The following is a 24028-nucleotide window of genomic DNA, read 5'->3' on the forward strand; positions in this document are numbered from 1 at the left end:
GCTATCCATTCGAGTCAAGAAAATTTCTTTACGTGTTTTACGACGTTTGTTGTTGAATTCGCTGTCGGCAAAGGTAAGTTGATGTGGCATGGTCAGGCTCGAAGATTAAAAATAAATTGTCTCATGAACAGGGCTTATTCGCATCTTCCCTAATCGCAAAGGTCAAATTGAGGATGGCTTTTCTACTCATTATTCTGAAGCATATTTTTCTTCTATACCCACCTTATTAGCGTTATCCGAAGGTATAGGGAGAGATTTATATCCTGGTATTGGTCTTTTTTCGAAGCAGCAAGGTAAGCCCAAAACCAATGATATATTTGACTCAGTTTCTGGCTTAGAGGTTTTTGAAGAGGCTGTATTAAAACCATTACGTGTAGCTAGTGATGTTACCAAAACAATTACAAATCCAACAGAAGAGGAAAAGCAGCTATTTAATCGGCATCTAATAATGCATGGAAACTCCGATTCATATGGAAGCAAAGTAAATAGCTTAAAAGCTATCAGCCTTGTATTTTTTGTGCATAAATCATTAACGCATTTAAATAGTGCCACACACACATAACAAACAGAGACAGTCGGACGGCTTCGTCGCCCACTGCTTTGGGCGTTAAGGTTCTTATCTGTGAGGATGAAAAATGAATATTTGGAATCAAGATGCATATTTAAAGGCATGGAACTTTGCCTCTAGCATTCATCTAGGACAAACGATACCTGGTAGTGATATTCCATATATCAACCACCTAGGCCTCGTTAGCATGGAAGCAACTGCCGCAATAGCGATGGGTACCAATATTGAGAACCCCAATTTACTTGTTCTTTGTGCATTGCTGCATGATTCAATTGAGGATACAAAAACCACTTTTGAAGATATTAAACATGAATTTGGGATAGAGGTAGCAAATGGGGTTTTGGCGCTAAGTAAAAACGAAAAGTTACCTACAAAAATGGAGCAAATGGACGATAGTCTTCGCCGAATTAAACAGCAACCCATAGAAGTTTGGATGGTTAAGTTATGTGACAGGATTACAAATCTACAACCACCTCCGAAGCATTGGGATACAGGTAAAATATCAAGATACAAAGAAGAAGCCTATTGTATTTTGAATGAGTTGGGTGAGGCTAATCAGTTTCTGGCGGAAAGATTGCGATTAAAGATCGAAAATTATAGTCAGTATGTGAAATAACTAAGCCTATATAGTCCAGTTCAACTGGACGCATTAGGGTTGTCGCGGTTTTTGCTAAAACCAAAAGCTGCAAAAACAACGCCAGCTTACGCACCCGTTAACGCGGCATTATGCAATAAGGAGTAACCATGAGTCCTGAGTTCAAAGGTTCTTGTTTATGTAATAGAGTGGCTTTTGTCGTTAATGGTTTCAATGAAAAAGCGGCTAACTGCTATTGTACTATGTGTCAAAAATTTCATGGTGCTGCATTTGGAACGCTAGTGGGTGTTTCTGGGTTAGTGTGGCATTCTGGTTTTGAATCTATTAAGCATTTTACGGCGCCTAATGGAACGACTCGTTCATTTTGTAAAGAGTGTGGTTCAAGCTTAGGCTTTAGAGTTAAAAATGCTCCAATAGAGGAAATCGAATTAGCCATTGCTCTATTTAATGAGGATGTTCCCGTTGTAATTGATGCTCAAATATATACAAATTACCGCGCTAACTGGAGTCAGTTACAGCCTGATATTCCTGCATTCTGTGATGCTCGGTAGTCTTATAAAAATTGCATAGCAGGTCAGTTCAAGGTCGCTCTCAAAAAATGCTGGCAGGATTCGCTAACGCTTATCTTTTATTGTAGCGTTATATTTTCTAGTGTTGGTCGTCATGTTCACCTATTGCGAAAATGCAGATACAGTCATCAAGGATATAAGATGGATACTAAACGGTGCGTCGCGTGTAAGGAAGAAATTTTAAAAGATGCGCTTAAATGTAAGCATTGCCTACAGATTCAGACCAAGGCTGCAAATCTGCAAAATAAGCCCGCTTTTAATTACCTGCTGATTGTATTACTCGGTGCTTTCATTATATGGATTGCTTACTACATTGTTTCAATCTCAATGAAAGAGCCGTTAGAACCAGCATTTGAGATTAGTTCATCCGCGTTGAATGTAACGATGGGGGACGAAAAACTGAATGTTCGGTGCATCGGAGACATTACCAACCCAACCTTTAAGAGATGGAGTGACTTTTCTCTACAGGCTATCTTTAAAAACGCCGATGGCAAAGTCATTGATGTTTTATATGCTGAACCGGATGTCACTATCTATCCCCGTTTTAGCTTTAAGGGGATAGTCTCTGGAGAAGGCAGTGCAGCAGAATATGAATATCATACGTGTGAGTTATCGGTGATAAATGCGGATGATTACTAACAGATGCTCGCCATCGAATAGGTAAACGACAGTCATCTTTTTTGCTAAAAACAGTCTCAAAATCAACATAAACATAAACCTATGCGCCGTTGTTTGCGGCGTTCTCACCAATCATCCTGCCTCGCAATGCTTCCATCACCGTTGGTGATACCATCATTATCGAACCGACCATATTGATAGTGGTCGTTTTTGAGCACGCGCCTTAGTCATCTTGATCAGCAGAAGAGCCTAGCCCTGAAAAGCAAGCCTCGAAAAAGAATGCGTAAGATCTCTCCACAAGCCTGCAGTTGTTTTGTCGGGTTCAGCTGATGGTGTGATGGCGGCTATATCGATCTGAAACTTGGTTGATGACTGATGTCACTGAATATTTCGTCTGTAGTAGCCAGCAAATCTAAGGTCAAGATTGCGAACAGCTGTCAGGATTTTATATGATGCAGTAAGTGTGAGTCGTTATCAGGGCTCATCCGCGAGGGGAGATAGACATGCTATTCTTAACAGCGAGCATTGTTGGACTAAAGGGGTAAGCCGCTTCCAATTAACGATTAAGTTGGCATAAAACTGTATTTTTACCCATTTTGGTTGGGCTTTATGATGCTAGTCACGTATTTATCGTTAATAATGTTTATGCTGCACCTGCGTAATATAGAATGTAGCGAACGGTCTTGGATCAACTGTCTGACCGGTTCTAATGGCCTATGGAGTAAGTCTCGTGAGTACACGATATCTCAAACGTTTTTTTAAACCTAAATCGATTGCGGTGTTTGGAGCCTCTGAAAAAGAAAACAGTATGGGCGGCGTGGTACTGCATAATCTCATCGAGGGTGGCTATGAGGGTAAGCTCATCGCGGTGAACAAGCGCGGATACGATAAGGTTCACGGTATTACCTGTTATAGCCATTTATCCAAGCTGCCTGAAATGCCGGATCTGGCCATTGTCTGTTCTCCACCGGAAGGGGTCGCCGATTTAGTCCGTCGGTTGGGCATAAGTGGGGTCAAAGCCGCGATGATCCTGACCGGCGGTTTATCTCGCTCCCGTAATCGGGTGGGCAAAACGGTACGGGATGAAATCATGGAGCTTGCGAAGCCCTATGGTATCCGAATACTCGGGCCTGATTGTATGGGGATGCTAGTGTCTAGCAACCATATGAATGCCAGCTTTTCTCATCTGAATATTCGTAAGGGCAAAGTCAGTTATGTTGGTCAGTCCGGCCTATTGGGCACCGCGATGATCGACTGGGCCAACGGTCAGGAGATCGGCTTTTCCCATTTTTTGACGCTGGGTGAGGGGGTGGATATCGATCTGCCTTCTATCATCGACTATTACGCACAAGACCCTTATACCCAATCGATCCTGATTCAATTGGATCACCTTGTTGGTTCATCCCGCAATCTGCTAAGTTCTCTTCGTTCTGCCTCGCGCAATAAACTCGTGCTGGTGTTGAAATCGAATATGATTTTTGATGAAGACAAGGTGCATCAACCGGCTTTAGGTATCAAGGATGAAGATCTCGTCTATGATGCTGCGCTGCGACGCGCAGGGGTTGTGCGAGTAAAAACGGTAGACCAGCTGTATAACGCCCTAGAAACCCTATCGCGGATGAAGCCGATGCGGGGAGAGCGACTGGCGCTCGTCTGTAACGGTATGGGGCCCAATGCGTTGGCGACCGATCAGCTGTTGCGTAAGGGCGGAGAGCTGTCACAGCTATGTGATGAAACCGTAACGGCCTTGAAAGAGGTGTTACCGGATCATTGGAATCTGAAAAACCCTATCGATATGCATGCCGATGCCACCCCCGAACGCTTTGCTCAGGTGACTAAGTTGCTGACGAAAGACCCGAATGTCGATGCGGTGTTGGTGATCCATGCGCCAACGCGTATGGCGCCCGGTGCAGAGACAGCCAAGCAGGTCATCGAAGTGGCCCGTAATACGCCGCGTAATATTCTTACCTGCTGGATGGGGCGCAGTACGGCGATAGAGTCACGAAATTATATCAATGCAGCCGGTTTACCCACCTTTATTACTCCAGAGGAAGCTGTTGATGCCTTTATGCATATGGTTGAGTTTCGCCGTAACCAAGAGGTGATGAGGCAAACCCCAGCACCCTTTATCGACCCGAATGTGCAGAACCATATACAAGCTAAAAACTTGGTGGCCAACGCCTTAGCCGAGGGACGAGACTACCTGACCCACAGTGAAGCGACGGACCTGCTGGATCAATATGATATCCCCGTTTCCCACAGTGAATATGCCGATGATGTCGAGGGTGTGGTTGAGCTGGCGAAAAAAATGGGAGGAACGGTCGCGGTTAAGGTGATGCACACTGAGAATGTGTATCCGTTTAATTATGACAATAGACAATCCCCCCGCTGGAAAGATTTAGCCCTGGATCTATTCTCCCCAGAAGAGGTTAGACAGGCGGCAACCAAGCTCTCGTTTCGAGTGCAGGAGCGCTTTCCTGAGGGGCCAAAAGGTTTTTGTGTACAGCAGATGAAGCGGGGTTATCAGTCGCTACAAATTAATATGGGGATTACCCGTGATCCTGTTTTCGGCCCCTTATTGCTGTTTGGTAAAGGCGGTTATTCGGTGGATGTATTGGCCGATCGGCAGGTGATGTTACCGCCCCTTAATCTGAGCTTGGCACGTCGGCTGATCAGCACTTCGCACATGTTTGATGTGCTGAAAGAGAGCAGTGTGCAGTTAGAGCGTGATCTGGAACAGCTCAGTGATCTGCTGATTAAACTCTCGCAGATGGTGGTTGAGTTACCTAACCTCAAAGGGTTGGAGATCAATCCGTTGCTGGTGAACCGTCGCGGTGTGTTAGCGGTGGATGTGGCCGTCTCATTAGGCGAGCCTTCGGTGTTGGCGATCTCACCTTACCCCGAGTATTTGAGTGAGCATATATCGTTGCGTAAATCGGGCCGCAAAGCGATCGTGCGTGCTATACGAGGAGAGGATGAACCGAGTCACCTCGCGTTTTATAACACCTTGAGTGCGGAATCGATCCGATTACGCTACTTCTACAGCCGCGGTATTCCGACGCACCAAGAGTTGGCTAACTGGACGCAGATCGATTATGACCGTGAGATGGCCTTCATTGTAACTGCGCCGAAACAGAATGAACCCGGTTGGGAAACCTTAGGTGTGGTGCGTGCGGTGACCGATGCGGACAATGTGCGGGCGGAGTTCTCTGTAGTGATTAGAGATGATTTACAGGGTGAAGGGCTTGGTGCTGTTTTGATGCAGAAGGTGATTGATTACTGTAAAGAACGGGGCACGTTAATGCTGATGGGCTCAACGCTTACGTCGAACAAAAGTATGCAGGGCTTGGCGCAAAAACTGGGCTTTAAAAATCATTACAACATGGAAGAGGATGTCGTAGAGATGGAAATGATGCTCAATGAACCGACGGAAGATTGGCAGCGTAGCCGGTTAAAAGGGTAGATGTTGAACTAATCTGCTGTGATGGATCGACGCTCAGCGGATTTATACGATAAAGAGGAAGGCGGGTGTATGATGCATCCGTCTTTTTTATTTGACACTTTAGCTGTCCATAGTGGTCGTTGTCTATGCAGCGCAAGGGTGCGTACTCTGTGGGGCGTCTAAGTGCTGGTAACGTAAAAGATCAATTCAGGGAAAGATTTGATCGCCAGAGTGACGAACGAAGAGATTATCTGCGATAAGGGGTTCAGTGGCGGAAGCTGTTTAGCTTATAAATCTGGGCAGAACATCTCGTGTAGCGTATGAATGATACGGGTGGCGGAATCCCCTGACAGCGAGTAGTAGATCGTCTGTGACTCACGACGGGTGCTGACTAAGCCATCCTTACGTAACACGGCTAAGTGTTGAGATAGTGCCGATTGGCTCAGGTCGAGACAGTCGTTCAATTCGGTGACGGAAAGTTCTTTCCCATCTAAGTAACATAAAATAAGCAGACGACTCTCGTTGCCTAATATTTTCATGAGCTTGGCGGCTTTACTTGAATTCACTTTCATCATGGCCAAAGTATTGGGTGTCATTTGTTGAGTCGTTGTATTCAATCGGTATCCCGCCTGTTTTTATAATTTGACGGAAAGCTATTTCTAGAGCTAGCGGCCAGTAAAGGTTTGGTATTCTACTGTAGCGGCGATTAATTCTCAATTTCCTCATGTAGTGCTTTTAAATATTAGCACACACTAATATAATGTCCAGATTAAAGTACTACCATTGGTGGTACGTGGCAAAAATATTGTTATCAATATTGTTATCAAAAGCACCGAACGAGAAGCCTCAATAGCAGGCATCTCTTACCGTCTTCTATAACCTGCTCCTATAAAGAGTATCGCTAATAAACAGGAACAACCGATGCGCACTACACTGGTTAATCTGTCAATGAATCGTCCTAAATGGGTATTTTGGGGTGTGTTACTGCTGACATTGATAGCAGGGTTGCAGATACCTTCTATTCAAGTTGATACCGATCCCGAAAACATGTTGCCGGCGGATAATCCCGCGCGGATTTTTCATGATCATGTGAAAGAGCGCTTTGGCCTGCATGATATGATCGTTGTCGGTGTGGTGAATGATACGGCGCAAGGGATCTATAACCCGCAGAGTCTATCGGAATTACACCAGCTCGCCGATGCTATCGTGCAGATGGACGGAGTCGTTAGTCAAGACCTGATGTCCCTCGATCGGGTTGATAATATTTCGCAGGAAGGTCCCGGTAGTATCCGCTTTGAGTGGATGATGAAACAGGTGCCGCAAGATCAAGCGGGCATTGATCAGATTCGAACCTCGGTCGAGCGTTTGCCGCTGCTGAATAATACCTTGGTGTCCGGTGATGGTAAGGCCGCCGGCATCTATGTGCCTATTGTTAAAAAGTCAGAAAGCTATCGGATTTCCGGTTTAATTCAGACTGAAATCGAAAAGCTCAGCGGTAATAATCAGTACTACATTTCTGGATTACCCGTCGCAGAAGACACCTTTGGTGTTGAGATGTTTGTGCAGATGGCGATTTCAGCGCCTTTGGCGGGGCTGATGATTTTTGCCCTGATGTGGGTTTTCTTCCGCAGCCTGTTGTTGATTACTGCACCGATGCTGGTGGCGATGGCCTCGGTGATCATTACCATGGGGTTGTTAATCGGGCAGGGCTATACTGTCCATATTATGAGCTCGATGATCCCGATCTTTTTGATGCCGATTGCCGTGGTGGACTCGGTTCATATTCTGTCCGAATTTGCCGATCGCCACCGTCCTGGCGAAGATCCTAAAACCGCGGTGAAAGCGGTGTTAGGGCATCTGTTTACGCCGATGCTGTATACCTCGGTGACCTCCGCCGTGGGCTTTGCTTCACTAGCTTTTACGCCGATACCGCCGGTACAGGTGTTTGGCTTACACGTGGCGTTTGGGATTATGTTGGCATTCCTGCTGACGATTACCCTGGTGCCCGCTTACATTATCAGTCTTTCCCCGCAGCGCATGGCGCAGATGAAAGATCATAATATCGATGAAGATGATAACTCTCTGCTCGGCCGTTTACTGATTTTCATCGGTCGTTTCTCGATCGCGCGGGCTAAAGGGTTATTGGCGTTTTTTGTCCTGATCGTGGTGGGCAGCGTATACGGCGTGGCGCAGATTCAGATTAATGATAATCCGGTGCGTTGGTTTAAGCAGGACCACCCTTTACGTGTTGCCGATAAGGTCATGAATCATCACTTCCCCGGTACCTATAATGCCTTTTTGGTGTTGGATAAAACCAGCGATCTTCGCAGCGGATTGCAACAACAATTGACGGCACGTGCCGCACAAGAGGGCGTCGATCTGCAAGCGTTGTTGGCGAGTGTTAACAACGACAGTTTTATTGAATATACCAACGGCTTAATCAACCTGTTTGATCAGCGTAGTTATGATGATAGTGACCATGAAACCCTATGGCTTGAATTGCTGGATATCACCGAACAAGCGCAAGTTGGCAGTAAGTATTTTCTGACACCGCCAGCGTTGCAATATGTTGATCAATTACAGGCTTTCCTCGATCAGTCTGACTATATCGGTAAGAGCAATAGCTTCCCGACACAGCTGAAAACGGTTTACCGTGAGTTGAATGGGGGCGCCGACGACCAATATAAATTACCACCGACCGCGGCAGCAGCGGCCCAGACTGTCTTGAGTTTTCAAGGATCCCACCGACCGGATGATCTATGGCATATGGTGACCCCTAATTACCGTTCAACCGTGTTGTGGTTGCAGTTAAGCAGTGGTGATAATCAGGATATGAGCAAAGTATTATCCTTAGTGGATGGATATGTTGCGGATCATCCGTTACCGGAGGGTGTTGAGCTTAACTGGGCAGGGCTGACGTACATTAATGTGGTGTGGCAGGATGAAATGGTCAACGGCATGTTGAACAGCTTAATAGGGGCGTTCTTCATGGTGCTGTTGATTATGGTGCTGCTGTTCCGCTCGGTGAAAATTGGCTTGCTATCGATGCTGCCTTTGACCGTAACGATTCTGTTTATCTATGGCATGATTGGCCTCATCGGTAAAGATTATGATATGCCGATTGCCGTGTTATCCGCCTTAACCTTGGGTTTGTCGGTGGATTTTGCCATACACTTTTTGGAACGAACCCGGGCTATCTATCGTCAATGTGGCAACTGGGAACAAACGGTGGCCGACGTTTACCGCGGGCCTTCGCGGGCTATCAGTCGTAATGCGGTGGTGGTGGCCGTCGGCTTTACACCGTTATTATTTGCCCCGTTAGTGCCCTATATCACGGTGGGTTTCTTTCTGGCCGCTATCATGGCGGTATCCGCCGTGGTGACAGTGATGTTACTGCCTGCGGTGATGTCGATGATTAAAGATAAAGATGGCTTGTTTGGCGTTAAATCCCCGAAGGAGAGTGAATCATGATTAAGCAACTGTTGGCGACATTCGTGGTTGGTCTGACACTGAGTGCTTCAGTGCAGAGTAGCGCAGCCGATCTCACCGATGTATCTGAGATTATTAAACAGGCAAACCTCGCCTCTTATTATCAGGGGGACGATGGACGTTCTGAAGCGAGGATGCTGATTCAGGATTCACAGGGGCGTCAACAGCAACGGCAGTTCACTATTCTCCGCCGAGATTATGAGGACGGTGGTGATCAGCAATTTCTGGTGGCCTTTAGTCGTCCATCGGATGTTCGTGACACGGTGTTTTTAGTAGAGAAACATACCCAGAAAGACGATGACCGCTGGCTCTACCTGCCGGGCCTCGATTTGGTAAAACGGATCTCTGCCGGCGATAAGCGCACCAGCTTCGTAGGTTCAAACTATTTTTATGAAGATGTCTCCGGCCGTAATCCGGACGAAGATCTGCATACACTCATAGACACAACCGATGATTTTTATGTATTAGAGAACACGCCGAAAGATCCGAGTTCGGTGGAGTTTAGTCGTTATCAGGTGTGGATCGATAAGGGTAGTTTGTTACCCATGAAAACCGAGTATTACGATACCAATAATAAGCTGTATCGTCGGGTTGAAGTGTTAGCCACTGAGACGGTTCAAGGGGTGCCAACGGTGACTAAATCACGGGTGAGTGATCTGGTGAGCGGTGCCAATACGACGATGGAGTTTCGTTTTATCCGTTATGACTTGGGGATGGATAGCGGGGTGTTTTCCGAGCGATCTCTGCGCAATCCGCCCCGTCAGTGGCTTAAACGTCCTGCGTCATGAGCGTGCCGGCTATGAATACACAGCTAACCTCGCTATTACTATCGCTGGCAGTGGGCGTGACCTCGCCGTCGGTGATGGCGCAGCAGGACACCGCATCAACTGTTAACAGCCAGCAAGATAGCACAGAGCAGGAGTGGGGCGACGATAACTGGGGCGATGACAGCTGGGATGATAGTGGCAGTGATGATAACGCCACTGTCTGGCATGGTTTTATTGAAGGGGGATTAGGCAACCGTGTGGGGTCTGATCCCGTGTTGAATGAACGTTTTTCACCGATGGATGATGCGACGCTAGCCGATCTTCGCGTTCGTCTTGAGACCAGTGGTTTTGTGGGTAATGATCGTTACGCCTTGAAAGCGGATGTCTATGCGGATGGGGTCGAAGAGGGCTTTCGTACGGATTTGCGTGAAGCGTCTTACACCATGAGCCCAGGAGAGCATACCGATCTGAAACTGGGGCAGCAGGTGTTAACCTGGGGTACCGGCGATCTGCTCTTTTTGAATGATATGTTTCCTAAGGATTGGCAGTCATTCTTTTCGGGTCGAGATACCGAATATCTCAAGGCCCCCGTAGTGGCCGCTAAAGCGAGTTATTATGGTGATTCGGCGAGCATCGATCTGGTCTGGATGCCAAATTACACCTCGGATCGTTATATTAATGGTAATCGGTTTTCCTGGTTTTCACCTCAAGTGGGACAAAATGTCGCCGCACCGGAAGGCCGTATTGATGCGGAAGAGCCTGCCAATAGTTTCGCTAATGGTGAGTTTGCAACGCGTATCTCGGGTAGCATTGATAGCACGGAGTGGGCCCTTTATGGTTACCGAGGGTTTCAGAAACAGCCCAATGGATTAGATAGTCGTGGAAATGCCATTTTCAGTCGGCTAAATGTGCTGGGCGCGAGTATTCGAGGCAATGTGGGTTCCGGTTTAGCGAATGCGGAAGTGGCATGGCATATGGCTGAAGATAGCGATGGTAATGATCCCTACTTACCCAATAGTCAGTTCCGTTTCCTGCTTGGTTATGAACGGGAGCTGTTGCCAAAATTAACACTAGGGCTGCAATACTATCTTGAGCAGACGCTGGATTACCACGCGCTGGAGGCCGCATCAACATCGGCCTATAACCCAGAAGAGTACCGTTACCTATATACAACACGGCTCAACTACCGCATGTGGCAGGATAATTTGGTCTGGTCGCTGTTTGCCTTTTACTCCCCCAGTGATGAGGATCACTACCTAAGGCCTTCGGTGAGTTACCGTTATAATGATAATGTGAGTGTGGTGGTGGGAGCGAACATTTTTGAAGGGGCTAAACCGAATACATTCTTTGGTCAATTCGAAGATGGGAGTAACGTCTATGGTCGTATTCGCTACGCTTTTTGATTGGCAGAACCTGTGACCATAAAACCGGCTAATGGCCGGTTTTATACTGTTAGTCATAGGCGAAATCGCGTTGTGGGGTGTTGACTCTGAGGTGCTAGCTTACCTGATCTGCATCCGAGCCATCAGTGGTGGCTTGCGCGCTGTTCATCAGCGTATCGGTCAACGCGGATAATTTCTCCTGCACGAGGTCATAGGTTGTATCAATATTTGCGGCAATATCCCCATCGAGTACCTGTAGACCTTCCAAAATATCACGGGCTTCGGCAAACCCTTGTTCGATTCCACCGCTAATCACCGAGATAAAACTCTCCGCCTGTGTTTGCAGATCCATCTCTGGATGCTGTTCTTGATAGCTACTAAAAAATGCGCCGCTCAGGGAGACGATGCGATCCGCCGTCGCTTCGGGAGTTACATCTAAACCGGAATCATAGGCTTTCTGAATCGAGGAAGTGCCTAAGTCTGTCTCGAGTACCTTATTTAACTCGGTAACCGCTGAGCGGTAGAGCAGGGTCAGTGAATCATTGCCTGAAGAGATACTGACATCTAAAGACGCTTGTAAAATCGCCTGATTATGGGCGGTTTTATTCTGTTGCGCTTGAGTTGGCTCGGTTGTTTTACTCTGCTCGGTAACCGGCTGATTGATTGATGTGATCTCCATATCATCTCCTTTATGTCAGGTTTTTGGCGGGCTCGATATTGCAATAAGCCATCATACTAACCGTTATCGGCAGGTAGGGCGGTTTTATGCGTGAAAAATTTTCATTTGGATCTGTTACTGAGTTTCGTTGAACGGTTGGATTACAAAAGGTTTTGATCTCAAAGTGTTTAGGTCAAGGCTGCCAGACATAAAAAATGCCGCGGTTGGCGGCATTTGGTCATCAATCTATCTGTCTAAAGGGTTATCTAGACTGAGACATCAGGATTAATCGGCTTTCTTGAATCCGAGTAATGACGCGATGGTAAAGGCCGGACACCAACCGGTAAAGGCTGATTGGCATAGACTGATACCGATCACCGCGGTGATATACAAAATCCAAAATGGTGCAGCAAAGAAGAGATAGGCCGCCACGGTGATGAGCACCAAAGAACCGGCGATAAGATGAACACCTTGATGCACACTCATTCCCGTACTACAGGTTTGTTCTTTGAGCTTGAGCAGACGAAAGATGGCCATCGCGGGACACCATTTAGTAAAGGCCGATTGTAATAAGTTAAGCCCAACGAAGCCGGTGAGATAATACCAAGCAGGGTGAGCGTATGTTCCAAGCGCCAAACTGATAAGAATCACAGACCCAGCCAGCAGGCGAAGAGCAGCGTTAAGAGTCATTAGAAAATAACCTCATTGTTAGTGGAAGGAGATTTTAGGTATGACGTCCATTATATATTAGATTTAATTAAATTAGTAAAAGTTAATGTTTCTGGTTGGCGCCGCATATTAAAATGACAGGCTTATTGTGTAACGCCGCCGTTGATCCTTTGGCGTGTGCAATCCATCTCATTCGTTTGTGCTAAATCAAATAATTGAGTTGGCAAACTTGTTTGCTTGCCGCATGCTTAGGTTATAAGCAATGTGGAGGTTTTGTTGTGGATATTGGCAGAATTCTGGTGAATATCGAACAGGGTAATGATAATCATCTGTTAATGGAAAAAGTGCTTCGACTGGCTGAAGGCAGTGGGGCAAAGGTAGAGCTATTTTGTTGTTGCTATAACGCATCGTTGTATAGCAGTTATCTGTTTGATAAAACCTCGCTTCGTCGCGCTGAAGAGGCCTATGTTCGTCATGTCGAAGCTGAGTTAGAACCTTTAACCATGCCGTTCAACGAACTCAATATTGATGTGGATATCGATGTTTGCTGGCACCGGCATCAGGCTGAAGCGGTGGTGCGTAAGGTATTACGCTTTGAACCCGATATGGTGCTGCATTCGGTGAAGCAGCATAGCCGTTTAGGGCACTCGATTTTTGATCAGGCTGACTGGCAGTTAATTAGAGAGTGTCCCGTGCCTCTGTTATTGGTGAAGCAGAAAGCTTGGTCAGATGGTGGGCATGTGGCGGCGGCGGTTGACCCTTTCCATGAGTGTGATGTGCCGGCAGCTTTGGATCAAAATATTCTGGCATGGGCGAGTCGCTTGGTGCAGGCGTTGGAAGGTGACTTGAAAGTGATGCATAGCTTTAGTGTCTTGCCTCATTCGGTTATTTTTGATGAGCATCTGGTCACCGATTTTGAACGTATGCAACATACCGTAAGAACCTTGCATGTGGAGGCGTTGGCTAAGTTGCTTCAACCCTATGGTCTGACGACCGATAGCCCCGCGGTTACCTTGAAAGAGAAAGAGCCCCGTCAGGCGATTCTCGAATATGTGAACGAAGCACATATTGATATTTTAGTGGCGGGCTCGGTAGCTCGGGGTGTACTCGATCGAATTTTAGTGGGCAGTACGATCGAAAGGGTGCTTGATGAGTTACATGCGGATTTAATGGTGGTTAAGCCCGCGGGCTTTATCAGTAGTATTAAAGAGACCGACTAAGGCTGTTGCTGATAGGCAATGGATATAGATGAGTCGCGCTATATTGGTATAAAAAAAGCAGCTGCGGCTGCTTTTATCGTTAAACCTGACAGGCTAAGATTACCTTAGCGCAGGTAGTTTTGGCTGAACTCTCTAAACTGATCGGTACCCGAGGTTTGTATCCATTCAAAGCCAACCATCTCTTTGGTGACGATATGAATGCCGCACTGGCGCATCCGTTCGAGAGCCGCTGCTTTATCGGCAGGGTTACGTGATGACACCGCATCGGCCACTACAAACACTTCACGGGCTTGTTGTTTTATCTGTATGGCTGTTTGTAAAACGCAGACGTGTGCTTCCATCCCGACAATAATGACTTGGTTCGGCTTTAAGCTGTTGATCTTCTCGTTACAGTTAGGCTCTGCCATGCAGGAAAAATGCATCTTCTCCATAAAACCCTCTGGCGGTAACACATCACGTAGCTGTTCAACCGTTGGGCCAAGGCCTTTTGGGTATTGTTCGGTGGTTAGTATGGGGACATTGGCTAGTTTGGCAACTTCTGCTAACCACCGGACATTGGCGATCACGGCGTCACCCTCATGTATCGCAGGGGCTAGTTTTTCTTGAATATCAACAACCAGCAAACAAGAGGCGTTTGGGTAGATCAACATATTACATTCTCCGTGTAATAGAGGCCTGAGGCCTCGCTCAAAAGCCGAGCTAAAATGCCGCAAGGAAAATCTCAAAGCATCGCCGGCACCAACATAGACGTATAAGGATATACCCTAGTGTTGTTTTTGGCTATGTGCTCACTTTTGGTGCGTCCAAGCACCGAGCCACTACTGGCGCCGAGGTGATAATGACAGCGAATTGGGATTTAAACATCGTTTTCCAGTGTGGCGCCCAGTATAGGCAGCCGGTCGAAATGTGAGATGGGATCGGCGGAGCATTACAGCAACCGATATTACTTCGCGGACTAATTATAATGGATGAGATAAATACGGGTATTCCTGTATATAAGAATGCGCTAAAATAACATCCACGCGAGAATAATCAGGAAAATGGATATTACATTATGAGAGTCTATGCAATCGATGGTATTACGCCCGTGGTTGATCCAACCGCTTATGTGCACCCAACCGCAGTGCTGATTGGCGATGTGATCATCGGGCCGGGATGTTATGTCGGCCCTAACGCTTGTTTGCGCGGTGACTTTGGTCGCCTAGAGTTAAAGCGCGGTGCTAATCTGCAAGATACCTGTGTGATGCATGGCTTTCCTGGCACGGACACGACGGTTGAAGAAGACGGCCATATTGGCCATGGTGCGGTGCTGCACGGCTGTGTCATTGGTAAAAATGCATTGGTTGGCATGAACTCTGTCATTATGGATGGTGCGGTCGTGGGTGAATCATCCATTGTGGCAGCGATGTCCTTCGTGAAAGCGAAGATGGAAGTGCCTGATCGCACCTTGGTGGCAGGCTCGCCAGCGCGTATTATCAAAGAGCTGACCGATAAAGAGATCGACTGGAAATCGGCAGGTACCCGCCAGTATCAAGATTTGACGCTGCGTAGCATGAATACCATGCAAGAAGTTGAACCCCTGACGGAAGTTGAAGCCGACCGTCCGCGTTTAGACGTGGGTGTTGAAGGGGCGATACCTAAATATAAAAGTTGAATAATATCAGTGTCAGATCGGCCTTTTATTTAGAGGCGCTATCTAGAAGTACTATCTAGAGCCGCTACATCGAGACACTACAAGCCTGTGCTGTTTCATCACGGCTGAGCGAATATCACTAAGTTAGTCTCGTTAGACTAACTTAGGATTTGACGCTGTATCTCCCTCCCAATCTTTGCACTCCTTCTATTGGCTAACTAAGGTTAGCGCACGGATTATTACAGCGACTGAAGCTGCCGTTATTTTTGAATATCAAAGATAGATGCTGAGCATCGCTTTTAGTGATGCCTCATTCCGCTAGACCTATTGATATCCACCTACAATTCCACGTTGATTCTGATTCTATTTCTTATCCCTTATCGGCTTGTTGCACTGCGTTGTTGACAGGGTAGAGTGTTTATTCTACTCTGCCGGTAGAATAGTTGTTCTACTTACGAGGTAGTCATGCTTAAAACGCAAATCGCCGCGCGTCTTGAGGCGGCATTTAGTCAATACGGTTTTGCCGAACCCAGCGTTGCGCAGTTGAAAGAGGCCTGTCAGGTCAGCCTTCGCACCCTGTATAAACACTATCCCTCGAAAGAGGCGATGGTAGTGGCAGCACTGGCCTATCGTCATCAACGCTATTTGGCATTTCTATTACATGAGCATCCGCCAGTGGGTGTGGAGTCGATTATTTATATTTTCAATCGGCTAGAGCAGTGGATGCTGGAGTATGCGCCGCACGGCTGTTTGTCGATGAATGCCATCGCGGCTTTTCCCGATAATCAGCAGATCAACGAGGCGGTACAAACGCATAAGACGGCGGTACATCAGTTTTTGGCTGAACAAAGCCAGAGGGATGATCTAGCGACCGCTATTTTTATCTTACACGAAGGCGTGTCCAGCGCATGGCCAGTATTAGGTCGAGATGCGGTGACGGCGGCCCAACAGGTGCTATTAACACTTTTTAATGAGGATCAATGATGACTATACCAACAAGGATGCACGGGATTCAGCTAATCGGCCACGGTGGCCCAGAGATGTTGCATCTCAATGAGTCGATTGCCGTGCCAACGCCCAAAGCGAATGAGGTATTGATTCAGGTGGCTGCGGCGGGAGTTAATAATACCGATATCAATACGCGTATTGGTTGGTATTCCAAACAGGCTGTTGACAGTGATAACACTGGCCGTGAGGCCTCCGCTGAGGATGCCAGTTGGTCTGGGAACGCCTTAGGTTTTCCGCTGATTCAGGGAGCCGATGTATGCGGTACCATCGTCGCAGTTGGTAACAATGTTGATGCCCAACGTATCGGTGAGCGTGTATTGATTGAGCCCTGTATTCGTGAAGCCGATGGCCAACAGTTGGATCAGCCTTGGTATTATGGTTCTGAATGCAATGGCGGATTTGCACAGTATACGGTGGTCGCCGCGAGACATGCCTATGCGGTTAATAGTGCATTGACAGATATCGAGCTAGCCTCTTTCCCATGCTCCTATTCGACTGCTGAAAATATGCTAACCCGCGCTAAGGTTGTCGCGCAAGATCGGGTATTGATATCCGGTGCCTCGGGTGGTGTTGGCTCTGCAGCGGTCCAGTTGGCTAAAGCACGGGGTGCTTATGTCATCGCTATTACTAGCCCGAGTAAAAGTGAACAGTTGCTAGCATTGGGGGCCGATGAAGTCGTTCCACGGAGTGGTGATTTAGTAGAGGCTTTGTCTGAAAACAGTGTTGATGTTGTGATTGATTTTGTGGCGGGGCCGCAGTGGCCGCAATTTTTACAGCTGTTAAAGCCGGGTGGCCGTTATGCGGTATCGGGCGCGATTGGTGGACCTTTAGTCGAGCTGGATGTGAGAACGCTGTATCTGAAAGATTTAACTCTATTAGGATGCACAGTGCTTGAGGCGGAGGTATTCCAAAACCTAGTGCAGCGTATTGAGCGGGGAGAGATTAAACCCATCGTGGCACAAACCTTCCCTTTGGCAGAGATCGAAGCGGCCCAAACGCTGTTTTTGAAAAAACAGTATGTTGGTAAGATCGTGTTAACAGTAGCACCCTAATACAGGGCGCTATCACTTTAAGGCGTTGTTTTGAGCGCGTTTTGCCATCTATCACAGCCGGTTACGATGTCTGTAACGCGGCTGTGTGTTTTAAATGGGCGTCAGACGCCGAGTCTCTTCTTAGTAAGCAAGGCAGATCCGTTGTTGTGGATGTGCGCCGGATTCTACCTCGTCGAGTAAACCCACGGCATAATCCTGTACGCTGATTTTGCAGTTGCCCTCGGCATCGCTAAGTAGTTGGTCACCGCCCACGCGATATTGACCGGTTTTTTCACCCGGAAAGATCTCAGCCGCTGGGCTAACGAAAGTCCAGTTGACCGTACTATCGCTGTTTTTGAATACCTCAAGCGCTTCGCCTTGCGCAAGGCCTTCATCTTTAAACTCTGCTGGAAACTCAGGAATAGAGATTAGCTGAACACCAGGTGCTACTTCGAGTGAACCAGCACCACCGACCCAGACCAGACGGTTCAGTGAGGTTGATGCGGCCAATAATTTTTTGGCGCTAGCTGGGACGATCTCATGGTTTCCCTTTGCACGTCCGCCAATGGCTACGATCAACACGTCGGCATCGTCAATCACGTTGCTGATATCATCTTTTTGAATATCAAAGTCATGCTTGGTTGCAATGGTATCGGCCAGTTTACTGCTGTCTCGCGCTAGACCAATGACGTTATGGCCCCGTTCAGCTGCTTCTGCTGCGATAGTGGAACCGATCCAGCCGGATGCACCTAAAATTGCTATGTTCATGTGTGTACTCCTGGCATTTGTGATGCCCGTTGATTAAGGATTGAGTACAGTTTATTGATAACACTATGGGTGATAAATATGTAGAATTGAGCTTATTTGTAACAAATAGGAATCTAATTGATGGTGCAGTTGGATGCGATGCGCAGTTTTGTTGAGGTGGCGGCACTGGGCAGTTTCACTCAAGCCGCCGATCAGTTGAATATTCCCCGTATGCGCATGACTCGACATATTCAGGAACTTGAAGACTGGCTGCAGGTGCGTCTGTTACATCGCACCACTCGAAGGGTGAGTTTAACCACCGCAGGGGAGGAGGCCTTACGTATTTGCGAACGGATACTCAATGATGCCGCCGCGCTTGAAAACAGTGCCCAGCAATATAGCCAAGGGTTGGTCGGTGATATTCGTATTGCCGCGCCCATTGGGATAGGTCAGTCAAAATTATTGCAGTTGATCGAGGGCTTCTGTCAATTGCATAAAAATGTCAGCTTTCAGTTTTTACTGTCTGATAAAAATGCCCAGCTGGTGGATGAGCGGGTGGATATTGCTTTACGTTATACCCATCAGCCGGATGATAATCTGATCGCTCGTCAGCTGTTTGAGTCGGGGCCGGTGCTGTGTGCCGCACCGGCTTATCTGGCAAAGGAGGGCGTGCCAACAACCATTGCCGAGCTCAGTCAGCATCGTTGTTTGGTGCATCTCAATCAGTCACAGTGGTACTTTCCCTCCGGTGAAGAGGTTAAGGTGCGTGGCCCTCTAAGAGCCAATGATGCGGTGACACTGGTTGATGCCGCGCGTGCGGGGATGGGGATCGCTCGTTTGCCTTCGGATTTAGTTGAAGACTATCTAGAAAACGGTGAACTCGTAGCATTACCGGCCACCTTTACATTACCGGCACAGGCGGTGTGGGCGGTATATCTATCGCGCAGCTATCAACAACCGGTGGTCCGGGCCTTTATCGATTACGCGGTAGAGCAGTGGCATTGATGGACTATTTTGCTGTTTAAGCGAGGTATTTAGGCTGACATACTAATAAGTACGGTATGAGTGTGCGTTGCTAATGAGCTACAGCCGGTGCAAAGCGGGTATGGAAGCCGTTGCAACACCCGCTTAATCCGGTAGAATCTGCGCACATATTTACGAATCACTGCGAACGTACCATTCGCATTTGCCATTATTGAGGAGTCGCTTGTGGAACTCGCATGTCTTGACCTAGAAGGTGTACTGATCCCTGAGATTTGGATCGCTTTCGCTGAAGAAACTGGAATTGAAGAACTGAAAGCGACCACCCGCGATATCCCTGATTACGATGTGCTGATGAAGCAGCGTTTGCGTATTCTCGATGAGCACGGTCTGACTCTGCCACAGATTCAAGCCACTATCGATCGTTTGTCGCCCCTAGAAGGCGCACGAGAGTTTATCGACTGGCTGCGTGAACGCTTTCAGGTGGTGATTTTGTCGGATACATTCTACGAATTCGCTGCACCGCTGATGAAGCAATTGGGTTATCCGACTCTGTTGTGTCATAAGCTGGAAGTTGATGGCAATGGTCGGATCACCGATTATACCCTGCGTCAGAAAGATCCTAAGCGTCAGTCTGTCAGGGCTTTTCAGTTGTTAAACTACCGAGTGATCGCTGCCGGTGATTCTTATAACGACACCACGATGCTAACTCAGGCTGAAGCAGGCGTGCTGTTTCATGCACCTCAGAATGTGATCGACGAGTTCCCGCAATTCCCGGCGGTGCACACCTTTGCTGAGCTCAAACAAGAGTTTCTAAAGGCGAGTAACCGCGAATTGACGCTTTAAGTCAGCGCTTAGGTTTCGCTGAACTAGCCTGTTACTCGGTGGTTCACTAGAACAACGTTAAGGGCGCTCAGGCGCTCTTTTTTGGTTTAGAGGCGAGTCGCGATATTAGCGCTTGATTGCTTGAACCTTCATTTTATGATCATCAGAACGTTTGGAAAATCCAGCCCATGAGCCGGTGTTATGCGTTTAGATAAATATATCTGTAAAAGTACTGACTATATGCTCTCTGATGCCGTGGCGTTGATTGAGAGTGGACGGGTTGCGGTTAATGGGCAGTCGGTGATTGATTGCTCGGCTCAGGTGCACAAAAATAATCGCGTGCTGCTGGATGGACAGATATTAACCCTTAGGCCTTTTCGCTATTATCTATTGAATAAACCGGCTGATATGATCTGTTCCAATGTTGATGAACACTACCCTTCGGCGCTTAACCTGCTGAAGGTGGAGCGTATCAATGAACTGCATATTGCCGGTCGATTAGATGCCGATACCACTGGCTTGGTGCTGATTACCGATGATGGACATTGGTCTTTTAATTTGACGTCGCCCAAGCAACAGTGTGAAAAAGTGTATAGAGTGACATTATCGCGGCCCATCACTGAGGATGCTGCGTTGCGTTTTCAGCAAGGGTTGCGACTGCAAGGGGAATCCCAGATCACACTGCCCGCTAAGTTGCAGGTGATCGACCCTTATGATGTGCGCTTAACCCTTACCGAGGGGCGTTTTCATCAGGTTAAACGGATGTTTTCTACCATCGGCAACCGTGTTAAATCATTGCACCGTGAACAAATTGGCAGCCTGCGGTTAGATGTCGAGCGTGGGCAGTGGCGTACCTTAAGCTCGGCAGAGGTGGATGCGCTGTCGGTTGATTAAGTTAGTCGAGAAAGTTAGTCGAGAAAGTTAGTCGAGAAAGTTAGTCGATTAAGTGGGTCGACTAAGCGGATAGGTTAAGCAGATCGATTAAGTTTCTATAGACTTGCGCTGAAGAGAAGAGCCAAATACCAGTTTTATCAAACGTTTACCCATGCTGTTAGATAAATCATTTAATTGTCCGAGCGATAGATCGATACCATGACGCGAAAAAAACTAAGCTTGAAAGTAAAACAACCAAAAGATACCAGCGCTGCTGAGGCGAATAGTGAGCCGTATGAAACGGATCCACAAAAGCGGTTTTTAAATGGCGTTGCGATCCACCCGACCCCCTGTATCCGGCTTGAGTCGGGTTCACAGAAACTGTCGATGCGGGCGATGGATCTGATTACGCCCATCGGTATGGGGCAGCGTGGTTTAGTGGTGGCCCCTCCAGGTTCGGGTAAGTCGACTCTGCTAAAGGATATTTGTCAGGCGGTGGGTACGGCGTATCCAGAGATCAAACTGTATGCCCTGCTGATAGACGAGCGGCCCGAAGAGGTGACCGATTTTAAACGCAGTGTCACGGCTGAGGTTCATGCCTCATCATCGGATGAAAGTTATGCTCAGCACGTGCGCGTGGCTAATGAATTATTGAGTCAGGCACGTAAAGAAGCGGGGGAAGGTCATGATGTGATGATTGTGATTGATTCCCTCACCCGGCTGTCACGGGTGCATAATGCCGAGCAAAAAAGCAGTGGTCGTACTATGTCGGGTGGTGTTGATGCTAGAGCGCTGGAGATACCTCGTAAGCTCTTTGGTGCTGCACGAAAGATTGAGAATGGCGGTTCATTGACGATACTCGCGACTATTTTGGTGGATACCGGGAGCCGTATGGATCAGGTGATCTTTGAGGAGTTTAAGGGTACCGGCAATATGGAAATCGTTTTATCACGGGACATTGCCAATTATCGTGTTTTCCCCGCACTGGATATCGCAAAAAGTAGCACCCGCCGAGAAGAACTACTGCTCGATGCCAAAGATATTGCCAAAGTACGAACATTGCGCCGTTCACTGACTAATCTTAAACCCATCGATGGGGCAAGAAAACTGGTTGAACTATTAGAGACATACCCAACCAATGCCGAGCTGTTGAATGCCATGGTCACGGATTAAATAGCTTATTCAGTGAGTGTCGAGTAGGCCTTGCCGAAAAGCCTAAAGAGCGTACAACGCTCTTTAGCTATGGATGAAGGCTGTTGTTTGTGCAAGCCGATAAAAGTAGGCGTCTCGCTTAACCCCAGATATGTCTGTTAGGCCGGTTTTCGTCCTTGTCATCAGAAGAGGTTTTACTGGATTGTTTAGTATGCGTTCTTGCGGGCTTTTTCGACGGCGCTTTAGGCATCGGTGGTTTACTGGTACGCACAAAGTTCAAAACGGAAATCGGCACCTCTTTTCTGACGGGGAAACCCTCGATCTCTTTACGTTCGATAAGATGATCTAAGCGGCTCTCAATAGCGCAGAGGTTTTTGAAATCACCCATGGCAACAAAAGAGATCGCTTCGCCGGTGGCACCAGCACGACCGGTACGGCCAATACGGTGGATGTAATCTTCAGGCTTGAAAGGCAGATCGTAATTCACGACGCGGCTGAGTTCACCAATATCCAAACCTCGGGCGGCAACACCGGTGGCGACTAAATATTTGAGTTTACCGGATTTAAAATCAGCGAGAATTTTCTCACGCATCATTTGGCTGCGATCACCATGAATGGCTTCGGCAACGATGCCACGCTTAGCCAGCTGCACCACGAGTTTGGCCGCCGCATGTTTTTTCTCGATAAAAATCAGCGCCTGATCCCACTGCTGCTCATTAATGAGATGGCTCAAGAGGGCAGATTTAGTGTCCTTATCGACCGTGATTAACCACTGGTCGATCGTGCTAGCCGCCTTGGTTTTGGGTGAAACCGATATTTCAACAGCGGGGCTGGCCACTTTGCTATCGGTGAAACGATCGGCAATATCGCGAACATCGTCACTCATCGTGGCTGAAAATAGCAGATTCTGGCGGACTTCAGGCAAGCGATCGATGATCTTATTGATATCACCGACAAAGCCCATATCCACCATGCGGTCGGCTTCATCTAAGACCAGCACTTCTAGTTCATCAAAGTGCAATGCCCGCTGATGGGCGAGATCCAGAAGGCGACCGGTCGTCGCTACCAGAATATCGACCCCTTCGATCAGCCGCTCTTTTTGTGGCTCGGCATCCACACCGCCATAAACCGCCATTGAGCTAAGGTTCAGGTGGCGACTGTATTGCGCAACATTTTCGGCGACCTGAATGGCTAACTCCCGGGTAGGGGTGAGAATCAACGCCCGGATTCGTTTGCCTCGCAGCGTGCGTTCTTGATTAAAACGCTCCAGTATCGGCAGAACAAAGGCCCCCGTTTTACCGGTGCCGGTTTGTGCGGTAGCGATCAGATCTTTACCGGACAGAATCAGCGGAATCGCTTGTTTCTGAATCGGCGTAGGGGCGGTATAACCCAGTTCGTTAATGGCTTGTAGAATCGGATCAGATAATCCAAGGTTTGAAAATGACATAGAGGCTCGGCTAGCTCGGCAAAGGAGAGTAACGCACATTATAGCGTAAAGCAGGATGTAGAGCCGTGGTTTGTTGCCTGATGGCACTAAAGTCTTTTGATAGGACAGGCGCATCTCTTTTTTTGAAGGGACAGGCACTGAATGTTTTTTTGTTGTGATAGGATCGCGGTGTTTAAATGCGACAGGCACTTCTAACAATACCTTCATCTAAGGGACGCAAATTAGAAAGGACAGGCACTTTAGGCAAAGTTTTTAAGTGGGACAGGCACTCCTGACAATACCTTCATCTAAGGGAAGCGATTAGCTTATTGGTCGTTGAGCTTGAAAGAGCCTGTTGGGCCGAGTTTCATTAAT

Annotated in this window: 21 protein-coding genes; 15 read left to right on the forward strand and 6 right to left on the reverse strand. The window is 47.6% G+C overall.

The window, feature by feature from the left end; translation table 11 throughout:
* Positions 1–635 precede the first annotated feature (635 nt).
* From EH243_RS16415 to EH243_RS16430, 4 genes are all read left to right on the forward strand, one after another.
* The gene (locus tag EH243_RS16415; RefSeq protein ID WP_126159749.1) at positions 636–1184 is read left to right on the forward strand and encodes an HD domain-containing protein; all 549 of its coding nucleotides are present in this window, start codon (positions 636–638) and stop codon (positions 1182–1184) included.
* Between the two features lie 128 nt (positions 1185–1312).
* Positions 1313–1714, forward strand: coding sequence for a GFA family protein (locus EH243_RS16420; RefSeq protein ID WP_126159750.1), 402 nt, complete (start codon positions 1313–1315; stop codon positions 1712–1714).
* A 159-nt stretch (positions 1715–1873) separates the two neighbouring features.
* Complete coding sequence (locus tag EH243_RS16425) at positions 1874–2371, forward strand: hypothetical protein (protein ID WP_126159751.1); 498 nt, start codon at positions 1874–1876, stop codon at positions 2369–2371.
* Positions 2372–3080: 709 nt separating this feature from the next.
* Positions 3081–5813, forward strand: a complete 2733-nt coding sequence (locus EH243_RS16430; protein ID WP_241235113.1) for a bifunctional acetate--CoA ligase family protein/GNAT family N-acetyltransferase — start codon at positions 3081–3083, stop codon at positions 5811–5813.
* Positions 5814–6079: 266 nt separating this feature from the next.
* On the opposite strand, the gene EH243_RS16435 is transcribed toward EH243_RS16430, so the two are convergent.
* Complete coding sequence (locus tag EH243_RS16435; protein ID WP_126159816.1) at positions 6080–6388, reverse strand: ArsR/SmtB family transcription factor; 309 nt, start codon at positions 6386–6388, stop codon at positions 6080–6082.
* A gap of 325 nt (positions 6389–6713) precedes the next feature.
* Here EH243_RS16435 and EH243_RS16440 point away from each other — a divergent pair, with 325 nt between their 5' ends.
* The 3 genes from EH243_RS16440 to EH243_RS16450 are packed head-to-tail and all read left to right on the forward strand — an operon-like array spanning position 6714 to position 11451.
* Positions 6714–9263, forward strand: coding sequence for an efflux RND transporter permease subunit (locus EH243_RS16440; protein WP_126159753.1), 2550 nt, complete (start codon positions 6714–6716; stop codon positions 9261–9263).
* Positions 9260–10069, forward strand: coding sequence for an outer membrane lipoprotein-sorting protein (locus tag EH243_RS16445; RefSeq protein WP_126159754.1), 810 nt, complete (start codon positions 9260–9262; stop codon positions 10067–10069). Before EH243_RS16440 ends, EH243_RS16445 begins: the two co-directional genes overlap by 4 nt.
* A gap of 11 nt (positions 10070–10080) precedes the next feature.
* Positions 10081–11451, forward strand: a complete 1371-nt coding sequence (locus EH243_RS16450; protein ID WP_126159755.1) for a hypothetical protein — start codon at positions 10081–10083, stop codon at positions 11449–11451.
* Between the two features lie 94 nt (positions 11452–11545).
* On the opposite strand, the gene EH243_RS16455 is transcribed toward EH243_RS16450, so the two are convergent.
* Entirely contained in the window at positions 11546–12109 is a 564-nt protein-coding gene (locus tag EH243_RS16455; protein ID WP_126159756.1) for a DUF5610 domain-containing protein, read from the reverse strand.
* A 264-nt stretch (positions 12110–12373) separates the two neighbouring features.
* A complete protein-coding gene (locus EH243_RS16460) occupies positions 12374–12778 on the reverse strand; it encodes a YgaP family membrane protein (protein ID WP_126159757.1) in 405 nt (134 codons plus the stop codon).
* 257 nt (positions 12779–13035) lie between these two features.
* On the opposite strand from EH243_RS16460, the gene EH243_RS16465 reads away from it, so the two are divergent.
* Positions 13036–13977, forward strand: coding sequence for a universal stress protein (locus EH243_RS16465; protein WP_126159758.1), 942 nt, complete (start codon positions 13036–13038; stop codon positions 13975–13977).
* A 104-nt stretch (positions 13978–14081) separates the two neighbouring features.
* Here the strand turns inward: EH243_RS16465 and EH243_RS16470 are convergent, their stop codons facing one another.
* The gene (locus EH243_RS16470; protein ID WP_126159759.1) at positions 14082–14627 is read right to left on the reverse strand and encodes a hydrolase; all 546 of its coding nucleotides are present in this window, start codon (positions 14625–14627) and stop codon (positions 14082–14084) included.
* A gap of 404 nt (positions 14628–15031) precedes the next feature.
* Between EH243_RS16470 and paaY the strand changes: the two genes are divergently transcribed.
* The 3 genes from paaY (at position 15032) to EH243_RS16485 (ending at position 17670) form a co-directional block, all read left to right on the forward strand.
* A complete protein-coding gene (paaY, locus tag EH243_RS16475) occupies positions 15032–15631 on the forward strand; it encodes a phenylacetic acid degradation protein PaaY (RefSeq protein WP_206441646.1) in 600 nt (199 codons plus the stop codon).
* Between the two features lie 444 nt (positions 15632–16075).
* Positions 16076–16594, forward strand: a complete 519-nt coding sequence (locus EH243_RS16480; RefSeq protein WP_126159761.1) for a TetR/AcrR family transcriptional regulator — start codon at positions 16076–16078, stop codon at positions 16592–16594.
* Positions 16594–17670 carry an alcohol dehydrogenase family protein gene (locus EH243_RS16485; RefSeq protein ID WP_338142351.1) on the forward strand — a complete coding sequence of 359 codons (1077 nt, stop codon included), beginning with the start codon at positions 16594–16596 and terminating at the stop codon, positions 17668–17670. The genes EH243_RS16480 and EH243_RS16485 overlap by 1 nt, the downstream gene beginning before the upstream one ends.
* Positions 17671–17790: 120 nt before the next feature.
* Here EH243_RS16485 and EH243_RS16490 read toward each other — a convergent pair whose 3' ends face one another.
* Positions 17791–18417, reverse strand: a complete 627-nt coding sequence (locus tag EH243_RS16490) for an NAD(P)-dependent oxidoreductase (RefSeq protein WP_126159763.1) — start codon at positions 18415–18417, stop codon at positions 17791–17793.
* A gap of 120 nt (positions 18418–18537) precedes the next feature.
* Here EH243_RS16490 and EH243_RS16495 point away from each other — a divergent pair, with 120 nt between their 5' ends.
* From EH243_RS16495 to rho, 4 genes are all read left to right on the forward strand, one after another.
* Entirely contained in the window at positions 18538–19401 is an 864-nt protein-coding gene (locus tag EH243_RS16495) for a LysR family transcriptional regulator (protein ID WP_126159764.1), read from the forward strand.
* Between the two features lie 204 nt (positions 19402–19605).
* Positions 19606–20223 (forward strand): bifunctional phosphoserine phosphatase/homoserine phosphotransferase ThrH, encoded by a 618-nt coding sequence (thrH, locus tag EH243_RS16500; protein WP_126159765.1) that lies wholly within the window; start codon positions 19606–19608, stop codon positions 20221–20223.
* A gap of 180 nt (positions 20224–20403) precedes the next feature.
* Complete coding sequence (locus EH243_RS16505) at positions 20404–21096, forward strand: pseudouridine synthase (RefSeq protein WP_126159766.1); 693 nt, start codon at positions 20404–20406, stop codon at positions 21094–21096.
* A 198-nt stretch (positions 21097–21294) separates the two neighbouring features.
* Positions 21295–22248, forward strand: coding sequence for a transcription termination factor Rho (gene rho, locus EH243_RS16510; RefSeq protein WP_126159767.1), 954 nt, complete (start codon positions 21295–21297; stop codon positions 22246–22248).
* Between the two features lie 118 nt (positions 22249–22366).
* Here the strand turns inward: rho and EH243_RS16515 are convergent, their stop codons facing one another.
* Positions 22367–23674: a DEAD/DEAH box helicase gene (locus tag EH243_RS16515; protein ID WP_126159768.1), complete on the reverse strand. Its 1308-nt coding sequence runs from the start codon at positions 23672–23674 to the stop codon at positions 22367–22369.
* Positions 23675–24028 lie beyond the last annotated feature (354 nt).

Source organism: Amphritea opalescens (assembly GCF_003957515.1).
Classification (GTDB): domain Bacteria; phylum Pseudomonadota; class Gammaproteobacteria; order Pseudomonadales; family Balneatricaceae; genus Amphritea; species Amphritea opalescens.